Origin of the sequence: Epilithonimonas hispanica (genome assembly GCF_003385395.1) — a bacterium.
Lineage (GTDB): Bacteria > Bacteroidota > Bacteroidia > Flavobacteriales > Weeksellaceae > Epilithonimonas > Epilithonimonas hispanica.
Genome location: NZ_QNUG01000002.1, coordinates 94774 through 110881 on the forward strand (window position 1 = coordinate 94774; position 16108 = coordinate 110881).

Sequence of the window (16108 nt, forward strand, 5' to 3'; positions counted from 1 at the left end):
ATCTAATTGACGGTTTTTTCACTTTATTTTCTACTGATAGTGGCAATTATTTTCACTTTGGATTTTCCTTTACCAAAACTCAAGAAATATTAAAACAATTCCTTACTTCATCAATTTTACTTTTGTTTTATTGGTACAATAGAAAAAAATGAAAAACACTATTTATATTGGTATTCTTTTTCTAATCATTTCTACTTTACTTGCTTTACCTCTTATACAAATCCCTATCTCATCCTCTTCACGTGGTGTAGTGCGATCTGTGGAAGAAAACACTCAAATTTCTGCGGTGGTTTCGGGCAAAATAGTTTACAGCAAACTAGAAAAGAATAACCAAACCGTACAAAAAGGCGACACACTTCTCATTGTAACCGCAGAGCAGCTAGACACACAAAAGCAGCTACAAACCAACCAAAGTTCAGATTATGCTACTCAACTATCAGACCTTACAAAAATTTCTCACGGTAACTTCAGTGGTTTACAAACCGGACAATACCAGAGAGAGGTGTCTGCTATGCAGGAAAAAATCGCAGAAGTACAAACTCAGCTATCTCTAGCTCAGAAAGATTATGATAGAGCTCTAAAACTAAATAATCAAGGCGTAATACCCAAAGCAGAATATGATAAATTCCACTATAATCTGCAAGGTCTAAAGAATCAGATTGCCAATATTCGTGAACAGCAGATCGCCCAATGGCAAGCACAAAAACGAGAAACAGAAAGACAATTGCGTTCTGTAGATTCAGAAATCCAAAGAATCGGCCAAGAGCAGAAAAACTATATCGTTACAGCACCAGTTTCTGGAAGATTGATTAATTTTTCGGGAATACAAAAAGGGAACTTTTTAGTTCAAGGTACACCTATTGGAGAAATATCGCCAGATCATTTTCTAGTAGCCGAATGTATGGTCTCTCCAAAAGACATTGGCTTTATCCAAAAAGGACAAAATGTGAAATTCCAAATAGATACCTACAACTACAACCAATGGGGACTTGTGGATGGAAAAGTAACAGACGTTGACCAAAACATAACAGTTAATCAACAAACAGGAGAATCATACTTCAAAGTTCGTTGCCAGATGGATAAGAATTACCTGCAACTTAAAAATGGTTTTCGGGGTAACATTGGCAAAGGAATGACTTTTACTACACGCTTTCATCTAATAGACAGAACGCTTTGGCAATTGCTTTTTGACAGAGTAGATGATTGGTTCAACCCAAATCTGAAATAATGAAGAAAGAGACTCTGATAAAACAACACGATATAAAAGATTGCGGAGCGGCTTGCCTTGCATCTGTTTCTGCACACTATGGTTTGAAAATGCCGATTGCCAAAATCCGACAGCTTAGCCATACCGATACCCGAGGTACTAATGTTTTGGGAATGGTGCAAGGTTTGGAGAAAATGAGCTTTAATGCAAAAGGTGTAAAAGGTGGTGCTGATGTGTTGGCGGAAATTCCACTTCCTGCCATTGCACACATCATTACAAAAGAGCAATTACATCATTATGTAGTCATTTACAAAGTTACCAAAGAGAAAATTGAAGTGATGGATCCCGCTTTCGGAAAAATCGAAGAATATACTATCGAAGAATTTTCCAAAATCTGGACTGGAATACTCATTCTTATGGAACCCAATGAGTATTTTGAGCAAAAAAACGAAAAACCCAGCGTTTATAAAAGATTCTATAATCTGGTACAACCTCACAAAAGTATTCTGATACAAGCCTTAGTCGGTGCAGTAGTTTATACGATTTTAGGATTATCAACTTCAATCTACATAGAAAAAATTACGGATTATGTTCTGATAGACGGAAACCGAAGGCTTCTCAATCTTCTTTCTATTGGTATGATTGTGATTCTATTGTTTCAAATTTTTATAGGTGCAATGAAATCGGTTTTGGTTTTGCAAACCGGGCAGAAAATGGATAAACATTTGATTCTCGGTTACTATAAACATTTGCTAAAACTTCCGCAACGTTTTTTCGACACTATGAAAGTGGGCGAAATCATTTCCCGTGTGAATGATGCTGTGAAAATCAGAACCTTTATCAACGATGTTGCGATACAAATTTTTGTAAATATTTTCATCGTTATTTTCTCGTTTGTGTTGATGTTCACATATTATTGGAAATTGGCGTTGATTATGGCATTAGTGATTCCATTTTACTTCGTCATTTATTGGATTACAAATAAACTCAACAAAAAAGTCGAACGAAAATTAATGGAAGAAAATGCCGAACTAGAATCTCATTTGGTAGAGTCCATCACTTCGGTAAGGACCATCAAACAATTTGGGGTAGAAACTTTTGCCAATAATAAAACGGATAATGCTTTTTCAACTTTGCTGAAAACTATTTACAAATCGGTTATTAACAGTTTGTTTTCAGGAAATTCTTCTGAGTTCTTATCGAGAATATTTACCATAATTTTACTTTGGATAGGTTCGGGATATGTAATTGATAGAACGATAACACCTGGGGAACTCTTGTCTTTTTATGCTTTGATTGGATATTTTACCAATCCTGTCTCCCAACTAATTGGGATGAACAAAACCATTCAAAACGCCTTAATTGCAGCTGACCGTTTGTTTGAAATTATGGATCTTGAACGAGAAGAAACCACCGATAAAATAGATATTGCCAAAGAAAATTTGGGAGATATTCAGTTTAAAGAAGTGGGTTTCAGTTATGGAAGCCGAGTTGATGTTTTTGAAGACTTCAATTGTACCATTAAAAAGGGAAAAACTACCGCTATCGTAGGAGAAAGCGGTAGTGGAAAAACGACTTTGGCCTCTTTACTTCAAAACTTATATCCTTTAAAGAAGGGAAAAATAGCCATTGGAGATTACGACATCAATTATATTTCAAACTATTCTTTGCGAAATTTAATTTCCGTAGTTCCCCAACAAATCGATTTATTTTCGGGAAATGTGATTGAAAACATCGCACTCGGAGAAGATTTTCCCGTTGTACAAAGAATCTTAAACATTACAAAAGACTTAGGAATTATGAATTTTGTAGAAAAGCTTCCGAATGGTTTTCAAACTTATCTCGGTGAAAATGGAGCCTTACTTTCTGGCGGACAAAAGCAGAGAATCGCTATTGCAAGAGCATTGTACAAAAATCCTGAAATTTTAATCTTAGATGAAGCTACTTCTTCCTTAGATTCCGAAGCCGAGCAAGTCATCCAAAAAACCTTGGAAGAGTTTAGAAATAAAGGAAAAACAATGATTATTATAGCTCATCGATTAAGCACAATTGTCAATTCAGATGAAATTTTGGTAATGAAAGAAGGGAAAATCATTGAACAAGGAAATCATAAAGACCTTATCTCAAGGAATTCCATTTACAAATCGATGTGGGAAAAACAGAGTTATTTTTTTAATTAAGATGTAACAAATCAAATGTTTCGAAGTCTTATTGTATATAATTTTTCTTTTATGCTTAAAAAAGTTTTTTGTATTTCGCTTTTGTCTATCGGAGTTTTGGGATTTTCTCAGAAGAAATGGACAATTCAGGAATGTGTGGATTATGCAATTAAAAACAACTTGCAAATCCAAGCGCAGGCTTACAACAAAGATGTACAGACAAAAAATCTGGAAATGGCAAAAAGAGAATATTTGCCTTCGGTTTCCGGAACAATTTCTAATAATGCAAACTTTGGTCAAACCTTAGTTGGAACAAGCAGTATTAGAAATGACAGCTATTACAATGGAGCTAATGTTGGAGCAAATATATTAGTATACAACAACGGAAGACTCGAAAAAACCATCCGAAAAACAGGTTTTGATGTAGAAGCTAGCTTACAGGATATCGAAACTATTAAAAATGATATTTCGCTTCAAATCGCTCAGCAATACCTCAACGTAATGTTGAACAGAGAAATCAAAAAAATCTCTGAAAGTGCGATGGATAATGCTCAAAAATTATACGACCGTGCAAAAATCACGACTGAAGTAGGAACTACTGCTCAAACAGTTTTGGCAGAAGCAACTGCTTCATTAGCAAGAGAAAAACAAAATGTAAAAACAGCGCAAATTAATGTTGACAAAGCTTTGTTTGCAATGGCTCAGCTTCTTCAACTTCCAAATTATAAAGACTTTGATGTTGTTGACATTCCTGTTCCTGAGGAATTAGCTCCTCAAACCGAGACTGTAGAAGAGGTAATCAATATTGCTTATGAAAATCAACCTATTGTTAAAGCTGCCGAAACTAGAATAAAAGCAGCCGAAGCACAGACAGAAGTAGTTAAAACTAATTTTTATCCAACCATTTCTGCAACTGCTGGAATCGGAAGTTTTTACAATAATCTTTTGAATAAAAATACAATTGGCTATACAGTAGATGCAGCTGGTAATCCTGTTGCAGTCACTGAACGAAATTTCACACAGCAATACAGCGACAATTTTGGTCAGCAATTGAGTTTGTCTGCAAACATTCCGATTTTTAATAAAGGGATTACAAAATTGCAAGTTGAACAGACCAAAATCAATGAAGTAATTGCTAAAAATAATTTGGAACAACAGAAGTTTCAATTGAAGCAGGATATTCAGCAAGCGCAGTTCAATGCAGATTCTAATTATGAAATTTATATTTCTGCCATCGAAGCTGAGAAAAGTACGAGATTAGCTCTTGATTTTGCCGAGAAAAGTTTTGCAGCAGGACGTTCTACAATCTATGACGTAACGATTGCCAGAAACAATTATGTGAATGCGCAAGGTTCTGTAGCTCAAGCAAAATATAATTACCTGTTTAGCATAAAAGTTTTGGATTTCTATGCTGGACGTGGAATTACACTCTAAACAAATCTTTACCAAAACCGCAAATAAAATTAATTTAAATCAGTAAATAAACACATAATTAGTTAATTTTATAAAAATTAAAAAAACTATGAGATTAAAATTTACTTTTTTATTCCTTTCTATTTTCGGTATTACAAATTCGCAAATCATCTCAGGAAGAATAATTTCCGGTGAAAACAACAATTCCATTCCTTATGTAAGAATTGGTGTTGATGGAGAAAACATAGGTACTATAACCGATGAAAACGGAAACTACAAAATCGATTTAACCAACGTTGATAAATCTAAAAAAGTTACCGTTCAATTGGGTGGTTATAATTCCTTTGAGCAAGACATTCAAAATTTCATTAATTCTAATAATCATAATATTGTTTTAAAAGAAAAAGTAAATGAAATTGCCGAAGTTAAACTGAGTCCAAAAACTTATGAGAATAAGAATTGGGGAATCAATACAAAAGCTAAAAAAGTAGGATTCTGGTACAATTCTAATGATGATAGCCATGGAAACTGGCGAGAAGAGATTGCAATTTCATTTTCTAACAAAAAGAAGGTGAAAATCGAAAAAATCAACTTGAACGTCAATCAATTCGATACAAACAAACCGGTTTTATTAAACTTCAATATTTATTCCGAAGAAAAAAGTAGACCAAGTAAATCCATTTTGTCAGAAGTCTTGACCGTTGAGCTGACAAAAGACCAAATAAAAGATGGAACTTTTACTTATGACATCAGTGATAAAGCTATTTGGATTGACAATGAAGACTTCTATGTATCTGTACAAATCGTAAGTGGATTCAAAGGAAAAATTGGTTTTAGCGCGGCTTTACTTAGTACTGTTTATATCAGGTCATATTACGACAAATGGCAGAAAATACCAGCTGGAGCTCCAGCAATTAATATTGATGTCAAAATTGCAAAAGACAAAAAAATCAAAGCTTAAGAAAGTTCTTTTCGAAAGATAAATCTAAACAAAGTCGCAGACATCATCTCCCCGACTTTGTTTTCTTTTAGTAACAACTAAAAATTAATCTCAAGAAAACTATCAACAAAATTGATTAACTTTACAGAACATTCTTCACCTCACAATTCCTATTTTCAAAAAGGGAACAACTCCAATACAAGTCCAATACAAGTCCAATAGAATCCAATAGAATAATAGACCTGTAATGTACTTATAATGCTCCAAAATTAGAGTTAGTGTACAGAAAGAGCGAAGAAACTCCCCACAAACTGTACCGAAAAACAATCCTCAATTTTCAATCCTTTACAACAATTTCATCTTTATTCCCCATCATATTACAGCAATTATACTTATCTTTGAGATATGCAGATTTTTGGAAAAGATTTACTCAGAGATATCAAAGAAGCCGAATTGTTGGGAGAGAATGCACACAAAATTTATTCTCCGCCTTATCGTCCCGTCTTCAGTTATGAAGATATCCTAACCAAGAATCCGAAGTTTGCAGCGGTTAATATTCTACTCTATCTTAAAAATAATGAATGGCATTTTCCATTGATTGTAAGAAGCATCAACGAAAATGACAGACACAGTGGACAAATCTCTTTACCTGGCGGAAAAAGAGAAAAAGAAGACCTAGATTTTTCTTACACAGCCAAACGAGAAACTTCCGAGGAATTAGGAATTGATGTGCATTATGTGAGAATCATTCGCGAGATGTCGCCAATTTATATTCCGCCGAGTAATTTCTACGTCCATTCTTTTGTTTCTTACACCAAAAAGAATCCAGAATTCTTCTTGCAGGAATCCGAAGCCGTTGAATTAATAGAATTTCCAATTTCATCATTACTAAGTCTTCCAGACCGACCAAAAAATATGGTTTTACCATCAACTAATGGTGCTGAAGTTCCCGTGATTGATTTCAATGGTTATATCATTTGGGGTGCTACATCGATGATTTTAAGCGAGTTTAGTAACTTGTTAAAAAATGTTTAATTTTGCAATAGTTTCTAGCCACAGAAATTATAATTAACAATCAATGCCGAAAAAAAACATTTTCACAGATTCTTTTGGAAATATCTATATTCTGAAAAGGATTATTATTTTCATTCTGGGAGTTGTTTCTTACAGAAGATTCAATGGTTTTAATAAATTGAAAATCACCGGAACAGAAAATCTCACCGATTTGCCAGACAGCAATGTGCTTTTTGTATCCAATCATCAGACTTATTTTGCAGATGTTGCTGCAATGTATCACGCATTTTGCGCTGTTAATAACGGTTATCACAACACAATCAAAAATCCAGTTTATCTTCTGAATCCAAAAGTAGATTTCTATTACGTAGCTGCGGAAGAAACTATGAACAAAGGGATTTTGGCAAGAATTTTTAAAATTGCTGGTGCTGTTACCGTAAAAAGAACTTGGAGAGCAGAAGGTAAAAATGTTAACCGAATGGTTGATATGAGTGAAATCGAAAATATTATGACAGCTTTGGATAATGGTTGGGTCATTACATTTCCTCAAGGAACAACCTCGGCTTTTGCACAAGGTAGAAAAGGAACTGCGAAATTGATTAAGAACCAAAGACCAGTTGTGATTCCAATTAAAATCAATGGATTCCGTAGAGCGTTTGATAAAAAAGGATTAAAAATAAAAGTAACCGGTGTAAAACCAACAATGGAGTTTCAACCTGCTTTGGATATCGATTATGATAACGAATCCGCAAACGAGATTCTGGACAAAATAATGCACGCCATTGGACAAACTCCAGAGCACAATCTTCTCCACGAATACGATGTAAAACAGAAAGAGATAAAATCTCAATCTCAACAACAATAAAAAAAGGCTGTCTCAAAAGCGAGACAGCCTTTTTTATGCAAAAAAGGAAAGCCGAGGCTTTCCTAATAGTTGCAAATTTCGTAATTTGCTGTGTGCTAACTAAGTCAAAAGTAGTCTTTAAAGATTACAATCCCAAACAAAATTTGCTTTTTCCTCCGAATTTGTCGGAGTTGATTGATGAAAAGCATCCTGTGAAAATAGTTTCAAACATTATTGATGGTTTGGATATTAAAAACTTAATCAAAACCTACAAACCGGGAGGAACTTCATCTTACCACCCGAAAATGCTTTTAAAAGTATTGATTTATGGTTATTTGAGTAACATTTATTCAAGCTGGAAAATGGAACAGGCATTGAAGGAAAACATTCATTTTATGTGGCTTTCGGCGATGAGCCGTCTTGATCATAATACGTTGAACAGATTTAGAAGCGAACGATTAAAGGGTGAAGTAAAAGCCATCTTTACACAAATTGTTTTGCTTTTGGAAAAGGAAGGTTTGGTAAGCCTGGAAACCACTTTTGTAGATGGGACCAAGATAGAGGCTAACGCCAACCGCTATACTTTTGTGTGGGGAAGAGCCATCAAGAAGCATCAAGAAAGGATAGCCAATCAACTGGAAGAGCTATGGAATTATGCAGAAAGTGTGGCAAAAGAAGAGCTTCAAAACACTGAAAACATCGATTTTAAGGAGATTGATTCCGAAAAAGTAACACAAACCATCGACAAGATCAACGAGGTGTTGAAGGATAAAAAAATACCTTCGAAAGTTCGTCAGAAACTGAATTATGCCAAGAAAAACTGGGCAAACAATTTGGATAAATATAAAAAACAACAGGCGATTTTACAAGCCAGAAACTCTTATTCCAAGACCGATACAGATACTACTTTTATGCGAATGAAACCGAAGGTTCGCGAATTCCATTGAAAAAACAATAAATATGTAATAATGAGCAATGAGGATCATATGCGAAACGGACAACTCAAAGCGGCCTATAATCTACAGATTTCTACGAATAAACAATTTATTTTACATTATTCCATACATCCAAATCCTACGGATACCAAAACGTTGGAGTCGCATTTAAAAGGTTTTGAAGACAGCTATCATAAAGTTCCGAAAGAGCTCGTTGCCGATGCAGGCTACGGTTCGGAAGAAAACTATAACCTACTGAAAAACAATAAAATAAAATCTTATGTTAAATACAATTACTTCAGAAAAGATCAAAAATCGAGACAAATAACCACTTCTCAAAACAATCCGAAGCTGGCAAAAATCAGGGAAAGGGTTTTCAAACTACTCAATACCAAAAAAGGCATCAAACTCCGAAAACAGCGATGTCACGATGTTGAACCTGTTTTTGCAGAGCTCAAACACAACAAAAACTTTAAACGCTTTATGCTTCGAGGAAAAACTAAGGTCGAGGTAGAAATCGGCATTCTCGCCATTGCCCATAATCTCAAAAAAATGGCAAAAGTAGCTTGATATAGATTCCTTTTTTGAGTTTTATCTTCATTTTTCATAGTTTTTAAAAATACAAACCCCTAAAAATATTTTTTTTCAACTCAATACAAAAAAGAGGCTGTCCTTTTGAGACAGCCTCTTTAATTTTTTAATCTAATTCTAAATTCAAAAAATGAAATCCTTCATCAATCATCCTTCAGATTCCGATTTCTCAATTTATAACATTCCTTTTGGAGTTTGTGTTTTCAACAGAGAGTTTATTGCTTGTGCTACAAGAATTGGCGATATTATCATCGATTTGGCAACATTATTTGACCTTGGTTATTTTGAAGATATCAAAGGTTTTGAAGAAAATGTTTTCGAAGGTTACACGATTAATGAGTTTATAGAATTAGGTAAACCAATTACAAATAAAGTTCGTGAGAGGATTCAGCAATTGTTATTAGAAGACTCTTTGTTGTCGAAAGACGAAAGAGCGTTGGAAGAATGTTTCTATAATCTGGATGAAATCCAAATGATGATGCCTCTACACATTCCGAATTATACTGATTTCTACAGTAGTATTCAACACGCAACCAATGTCGGAATGATGTTCCGTGACCCTGCAAATGCATTGCTGTCAAATTGGAAACATCTGCCGGTTGGTTATCACGGTCGCGCTTCGTCCATTGTTTTGTCAGGAATCGATATCACAAGACCTTGCGGACAAATCAAACCTGCTGATTCAGATAAACCGATTTTCAGCGCATCGAAACAACTCGATTTCGAATTAGAAATGGCTTTTGTTGTGAATAAAAATACAGATTTGGGAGATAGGATTTCTGTTGCAGAAGCAGAAGATGCAATTTTCGGAATGATGATTTTCAATGATTGGTCGGCGAGAGATATTCAAAGTTGGGAATATGTTCCTTTAGGTCCATTTTTAGGGAAAAATTTCGGTTCGTCTATTTCGCCTTGGATTGTGACTTTGGAAGCTTTAAAACCATTCAAAACTGAATCTCCAAAGCAGGAACCAGAAGTTTTAGATTATTTGAAATTCGAAGGCGATAAAAATTATGACATCAATCTTCAGGTTTATTTAAAACCGGAAAATTCTGAAGAAAATCTAATTTCTGAGAGCAATTATAAATTTATGTATTGGAATATGTGTCAACAATTGGCTCATCACACCGTGAATGGCTGTAATGTGGAAGTTGGCGATGTTTATGCCAGTGGAACTATTTCCGGAGAAAGTGAAAAATCTTACGGTTCTATGTTGGAATTGACTTGGAGAGGAACAAAACCTTTGCAGCTCAAAAACGGAATCGAAAGAAAATTCATAGAAGACGGCGATACAATTACAATGAAAGCTTGGTCAGAAAAAGACGGAATCCGAGTTGGTTTTGGCGAAGTTTCTGGAAAGATTTTACCAGCAATTTTACAATAAAAGATACTTGGAATTTCAACACTTAAGTTACTTTAAAGTAAATTAATTCTGTTAAAAAAGTTCACTTTAGTCGAAAATCAAAGATTTTCAAAAACTTATGTGTTCTTATGTGAACTATTTTATAGTAATTTGATATAAACTTAAGTCTTAATAAATAGAAATAACACAAATGATTACACAAAAGAAACTAAACGATTTAGCTTACAAAATTGTTGGCGCTTGCATTGAGGTTCATAAGTTAGCAGGTCCCGGTTTGTATGAGGAAGTTTATCATCAATGTTTGGAAAAGGAATTTAAAATATTAGGATTAAATTTTAAAAGTGAACTTCAAATTCCGTTTTTGTATAAAGGTGAAAACATTAATTGCAAATTAAAATGTGATTTTTTTATCGAAGATTTGATTGTATTAGAATTAAAATCTGTGACTGATTTACATAATATTCATAAAGCTCAAACAATGAATTATATGAATCTGTTGAAAGCTCATCGTTCCATTTTGATTAATTTTAATGTCAACAATATTTATCACGAAGGCTACGAAACTTTTGCCGCAAAATCATTTCAATACCTCCCGAAAGAATAATACAAAAATCTTTGATTTTCAAAACTTAATTGTACTTAATCAAAATTAATTTTAAAACTCAAAAGTAACTTAAGTGTTAAAAATAATGAAAACAATCATCCCTTCCGATATTCCTGCAATGCAATTACAACAAGTAATGCAAACTGCAATTGCACCAAGACCGATTGCTTTGGCAAGTACGATTAACAGCAAAGGAGAAATCAATCTTTCACCTTTCAGTTTTTTCAATATGTTCAGCACAGTTCCGCCGATTGTGATTATTTCGCCTTCCAGAAGAGTTCGTGATAATACCACAAAACATACTTTGGAGAACCTGAAAGAAGTTCCGGAATTGGTGATTGGAAATGTGAATTTTGATATGGTTCAACAGGTTTCTTTGGCGAGTACAGAATATGAAGACGGTGTGAATGAGTTTATCAAATCAGGATTGACAATGAAATCAGCAGATATTGTAAAACCACCTCTGATTGCTGAATCTCCGGTTAATTTCGAATGTAAAGTTCTCGAAATAAAATCGCTCGGGAATTTTGGTGGTTCGGGAAATCTTGTAATTGCGGAAATTGTCAAAATTCATATCAAAGAAAAATATCTAGATGAAGCTGGAAATCTTGACCAGAAACAACTGGATTTGGTAGCACGACTAGGAAGTAATTATTATTCCAGAAACAATGAAAATAACCTTTTTGAAGTTCCTAAACCTTTGGTTACAAAAGGAATTGGTTACGACCAGCTTCCCAACGAAATCAAACAAAGCAATGTTTTTACAGGTAACGATTTGGGAATGTTAGCGAATGTAGAAATTTTACCGATTGGGAATTTTTCTTCCGAAAAAGATGTACATTTATTAGCACAAAGTTTTTTAAAAAACAATGAAATTGAGGAAGCTTGGGAAATTTTGAGAATTGATTAAAAATTATTTCTCTCGTTCTATTTTTAAAGGATTTTGGCGAGTGTCGAAAACGTCAACGATTTCAATCCTGTTCTTTTCTTCATTAATCCAATAAATTATTTTGTAATTTTTGGAAACTAAATATCTGAAATTTTCTTTCCTGTCAGAAAGTAGCTCTTCCTTTTGTCCTATTTTAGATTGAAAATCTAAAGCATTAGTTTTCTCCACAATTTCAATGATTAGATTTTGGGCAATTTTCGGACTTGCTTTTATTTTATAATAATCGAAAATATTCCTTAATTCTCTTTTAGCAAAAGCTGTTCAGAATATTTTCATTGCCATTGTCTGATTTCAGAAAGTAGTTCATTTGATTCTGTTATTTCATCATTTGTAGAATCTTCTAATGACGAATCTATACGAGAGTTCAATTCTTCAATGGAAAATGGTTCCAATTCTCTTTCAGATTGTTTAGCTTTTTTCAAGAGTTTTTCGAATTGAGAAATCAACTCCTCACTTTGAAGATTCAGAAAAGCCTGAACAAATTCTATTTTTCTCGATTCGATATTCATTTTCAATAGGTTTTAATCAAATTTACAAATTTATTCTTAATGAAAATCGAAAATCTATTGAGTATCAATTTCACTCACAACCTGAGCCTTATAAAGAACTGAATAATAACCATTCTTCGCCAGAAGCTCCTGGTGTGTTCCTTCTTCTACAATCAGTCCGTGGTCCATTACGATGATTTTATCCGCTTTCTCGATTGTAGAAAGTCTGTGAGCAATAATAATTGAAGTTCTGTTTTTCGTGATTTTTTCAGTCGCTCGTTGGATTAATTTTTCACTTTCTTGGTCTATAGATGAAGTGGCTTCGTCAAGAATCAGAATTTTCGGGTCAGAAAGATATGCTCTTAAGAATGAAAGTAATTGTCTTTGTCCAAGGGAGATTGATGAACCTCTTTCACTTACCACATAATCATAACCGTTGGGCAAACTTTCAATAAACTCATCCACTTCAATTTCGCGTGCTGCTTTTTTGATCTTTTCGAGTGTAATGTCTTCGTCACCCAAAGTCAGATTTTCAAAAATACTGCCGTGGAAAAGGAAAACATCCTGAAGAACAACACCAATATGACTTCTTAGATTATACAATTCATAATCTCTGATGTCCACATCATCCAGCATTATTTTTCCGGAATTAATGTCGTATAATCTGGTAATTAGACTAATAATCGTGGATTTTCCAGCTCCGGTTGCTCCTACAATGGCGACAGTTTCACCTGGATTTACTTTGAAATCAATGCCTTTCAAAACTTCCTGTTTTTCATCGTAAGCAAAATGAACTTTCTCAAACTCGATTTTTCCATCAAAATGGTCTTTGGCAATTGTTCCGTTATTGGGCATCGCTTGGTCTTCGTCCATTACGCCAAGAACTCTTTCTGCACCTACAATTCCTCTCTGGATATTATTAAATCTATCCGCAATCTGTCTCAACGGACGAATCAACATATTGATAAACTGAATAAACGCAATGATAACTCCCGGCGTAGATTTGATAAATCCGCCATAAAATAGAATAAATCCAATGAAAAGTGACGAAATCAATTCAACGACAGGAAAGAATAATGAAAAGATAAAAACTGTTTTTAGTAAAGCTTTTTTCAGTTCAATATTAATCGTATCAAATTTCTTAAACTCAGCTTCTTCTCTATTAAAAACTTGGATTAATGACATTCCAGCCAAACGTTCCTGAACAAAACTGTTTTGTGTAGCAGTCCAACTTCTTTCAGAACCAAATGCAACCTTCAATTTCTTTTGGAAAACTCTCGTAATCACAACCATTATCGGAAGAATTGCCAGAGAAATCAAACTGAGATGGGTATCCACCTGAAACATTGCAAAAAGAACCATTATAATTCTCAAGATATCACCAAAAACCATCAAAAATCCATCTGTGTAAACTGTTGCAATGGTTTCAACATCGCCGACAGCTCTTGTTACAAGATTTCCAATCGCGGTTTTGTCAAAAAATGCCGTTTTGAAATAAATCAGCTTGTGATACAATCTTTCACGGATATCACGGATTACATTCTGAGAAATGAAATTTGAAAAGTAAACCAAGAAAAAGTTAAGAACCGTTTCAGCAATTACCAATCCAATCAGCAGATAGATGTGCTTCATCAGCTGGGCTTTATCCTTAAGCTGAACAATGTCTATATCAACAACATTTTTAGTAAGAATCGGTCTGTAAGTGGAAACGATTGCTAGAAAAATTGAAATAATTAGTGTAAAAATAAACCACGACCTAAATTTCATTCCGATTAAAAATAATCGTTTTACAATGTCCCAAGTAGTTTGTTGCTTCATTTTCTTTTAGATTCGGTAAATTTTTTCAGAATTGAAAAAACCGTTGCAAAAATAAGACATTAAAAATTGAAATCTCAGCTTAATGATTTAAATAAAAATTAAAAATCATAGCCAACATCTACCAGAAAAAGACCTTGCGCAGGCGCAGAAACACCCGCAGAATTTCGGAATTTGTCTTCAATGATTAGGCGCAAATCGTTTGGTGCGATTTTTCCGCTTCCAACTTCTACCATCGTTCCTACAATCGCTCGTACCATATTCCTCAAAAATCTATCGGCAGAAATCGTGAATTTTAATTGATTTCCAAGTTGTTCCCATTCTGCTTTATAGATTTTGCAAATGTTGGTTTTGTTATCGGTGTGAAGTTTGGCAAAGCTGGTAAAATCATCATATTCAAAAAGGATTTTGCAAGCTTCATTCATCAGGTTAATATCCAACGGTTTTTGACGCCAATATTGCCAAGAAGAATCTTTGGAAAACGGATTTTTTTCTAATGAAATATAATATTCATACGTTCTGTAAGTAGCATCGAACCTGGCGTGTAGATCTGCTGGGACTTCAAATATTTTTTTTATGGCGATGTTTTCTGACAAAAATGAATTGAGTTTATGAACTAAGTTATCATCCACATTTTCATCGATTTCAAAATGGGCAAACATCTTTTTTGCGTGGACACCTGTATCCGTTCTTCCGGCTCCCGTTGTTTTGATAGGCTTGCGAAGAATAGTGGATAATGCTTTCTCCAACTCTTCCTGAACAGAAATCTGATTTGGCTGGATCTGATAACCAAAGTAAGCCGAACCGTTGTAAGAAAACTCTATAAAATATCTCATTTCGGCTGTAAATTTCCTGAATTTTTTTTAATTATAAAGAATTCTTAATTCGTAATTTCGTGATTCGAAAAATCCTAAAGAATGAAACCTCTCAAAACAAATAAGCTTTCCAATCCTGCCGAATTTATAAAACTAATGGTTATTATATTTGTGCTGGTTTCTGTCTTTCTTTTCAGTCAAGGGTTATCTCAAACCCAGATTATAGTCAACGTTGTTGTATTGCTGATACTTTTCATTGCTTTACAACTCACATTCGTTATTTTGTATAAAAAAGGAGTTAGGACTTTAGCATTTTGGATTCTGATAGTTTTGCTGTTATTGGGACTATCACTTGCAGGAGCCATTTGGTATTTTGCAAAATATGGGATTTCTTTTCAGCTTTAATAATTAATTTAAATCTAAAATGAAACGTATTCTTCTTTTATCAGACACACATTCTTACATCGATGACCGCATTCTTGATTATGCAAAAGATGCTGATGAAGTTTGGCATTGCGGAGATTTTGGGAATATGAAAGTGATTGAAGAACTCGAAAAAATAAAACCTTTGCGAGGAGTTTACGGAAATATTGATGAAGCTAAAATCCGAACGATTTTCCCAGAAGTTTTGAGTTTTAAATGCGAAGAAGTGGATGTTCTGATGATTCATATTGGTGGTTATCCTGATAAATATTCGCCTTTAGCTAAGAAAGAAATTGCCGAGAAAAAACCGAAATTATTCATTTCAGGACATTCTCATATTCTGAAAGCAATGTTTGATAAAAAGAATAATCTTCTTCATCTCAATCCCGGTGCTTGTGGAAAATCAGGTTGGCATAAGGTGAGAACAATGATGCGTTTTACCATTCATAAAGATGAAATCAAGGATTTGGAAATTATAGAACTTGGAAGTCGGGTTTGAGAATTTTTAGAATTAAAGAGTTTGTGAGTTTTTTAATCATTTATAAATC

General features: G+C 34.0%; 14 protein-coding genes and 2 pseudogenes. 12 read left to right on the forward strand and 4 right to left on the reverse strand.

Annotated features, from left to right (window positions below; genetic code table 11):
* Positions 1-148 precede the first annotated feature (148 nt).
* From DRF58_RS01195 to DRF58_RS01240, 10 genes and pseudogenes are all read left to right on the forward strand, one after another.
* Positions 149-1228: an HlyD family secretion protein gene (locus DRF58_RS01195; RefSeq protein ID WP_116031889.1), complete on the forward strand. Its 1080-nt coding sequence runs from the start codon at positions 149-151 to the stop codon at positions 1226-1228.
* The gene (locus tag DRF58_RS01200) at positions 1228-3387 is read left to right on the forward strand and encodes a peptidase domain-containing ABC transporter (protein WP_116031891.1); all 2160 of its coding nucleotides are present in this window, start codon (positions 1228-1230) and stop codon (positions 3385-3387) included. The genes DRF58_RS01195 and DRF58_RS01200 overlap by 1 nt, the downstream gene beginning before the upstream one ends.
* Positions 3388-3438: 51 nt before the next feature.
* Positions 3439-4800 carry a TolC family protein gene (locus tag DRF58_RS01205; protein ID WP_116031893.1) on the forward strand — a complete coding sequence of 454 codons (1362 nt, stop codon included), beginning with the start codon at positions 3439-3441 and terminating at the stop codon, positions 4798-4800.
* 88 nt (positions 4801-4888) lie between these two features.
* The gene (locus DRF58_RS01210; protein ID WP_116031895.1) at positions 4889-5740 is read left to right on the forward strand and encodes a carboxypeptidase-like regulatory domain-containing protein; all 852 of its coding nucleotides are present in this window, start codon (positions 4889-4891) and stop codon (positions 5738-5740) included.
* 384 nt (positions 5741-6124) lie between these two features.
* Entirely contained in the window at positions 6125-6754 is a 630-nt protein-coding gene (locus DRF58_RS01215; protein ID WP_116031898.1) for an NUDIX hydrolase, read from the forward strand.
* A 43-nt stretch (positions 6755-6797) separates the two neighbouring features.
* The gene (locus DRF58_RS01220; protein ID WP_116031899.1) at positions 6798-7598 is read left to right on the forward strand and encodes a lysophospholipid acyltransferase family protein; all 801 of its coding nucleotides are present in this window, start codon (positions 6798-6800) and stop codon (positions 7596-7598) included.
* 35 nt (positions 7599-7633) lie between these two features.
* Positions 7634-9082, forward strand: a pseudogene (locus tag DRF58_RS01225) (IS1182 family transposase).
* Between the two features lie 151 nt (positions 9083-9233).
* Positions 9234-10487 (forward strand): fumarylacetoacetase, encoded by a 1254-nt coding sequence (gene fahA / locus DRF58_RS01230; protein ID WP_116031902.1) that lies wholly within the window; start codon positions 9234-9236, stop codon positions 10485-10487.
* 169 nt (positions 10488-10656) lie between these two features.
* Positions 10657-11070 carry a GxxExxY protein gene (locus tag DRF58_RS01235; protein ID WP_089769025.1) on the forward strand — a complete coding sequence of 138 codons (414 nt, stop codon included), beginning with the start codon at positions 10657-10659 and terminating at the stop codon, positions 11068-11070.
* A gap of 85 nt (positions 11071-11155) precedes the next feature.
* Entirely contained in the window at positions 11156-11980 is an 825-nt protein-coding gene (locus tag DRF58_RS01240; protein WP_116031903.1) for a flavin reductase family protein, read from the forward strand.
* A 3-nt stretch (positions 11981-11983) separates the two neighbouring features.
* Here DRF58_RS01240 and DRF58_RS19080 read toward each other — a convergent pair.
* The 4 genes and pseudogenes from DRF58_RS19080 to truA form a co-directional block, all read right to left on the reverse strand.
* A pseudogene (locus tag DRF58_RS19080) lies at positions 11984-12259 on the reverse strand (type II toxin-antitoxin system RelE/ParE family toxin); the annotation flags it as partial.
* 32 nt (positions 12260-12291) lie between these two features.
* Entirely contained in the window at positions 12292-12528 is a 237-nt protein-coding gene (locus DRF58_RS01250) for a hypothetical protein (RefSeq protein WP_116031906.1), read from the reverse strand.
* Between the two features lie 54 nt (positions 12529-12582).
* The gene (locus tag DRF58_RS01255) at positions 12583-14325 is read right to left on the reverse strand and encodes an ABC transporter ATP-binding protein (RefSeq protein WP_116031907.1); all 1743 of its coding nucleotides are present in this window, start codon (positions 14323-14325) and stop codon (positions 12583-12585) included.
* Positions 14326-14423: 98 nt separating this feature from the next.
* The gene (gene truA / locus DRF58_RS01260; RefSeq protein WP_116031910.1) at positions 14424-15158 is read right to left on the reverse strand and encodes a tRNA pseudouridine(38-40) synthase TruA; all 735 of its coding nucleotides are present in this window, start codon (positions 15156-15158) and stop codon (positions 14424-14426) included.
* Positions 15159-15239: 81 nt separating this feature from the next.
* Here truA and DRF58_RS01265 point away from each other — a divergent pair, with 81 nt between their 5' ends.
* Positions 15240-15542, forward strand: a complete 303-nt coding sequence (locus DRF58_RS01265) for a hypothetical protein (protein ID WP_116031911.1) — start codon at positions 15240-15242, stop codon at positions 15540-15542.
* A gap of 19 nt (positions 15543-15561) precedes the next feature.
* Positions 15562-16059, forward strand: coding sequence for a metallophosphoesterase family protein (locus tag DRF58_RS01270; protein ID WP_116031914.1), 498 nt, complete (start codon positions 15562-15564; stop codon positions 16057-16059).
* Positions 16060-16108: the final 49 nt, after the last annotated feature.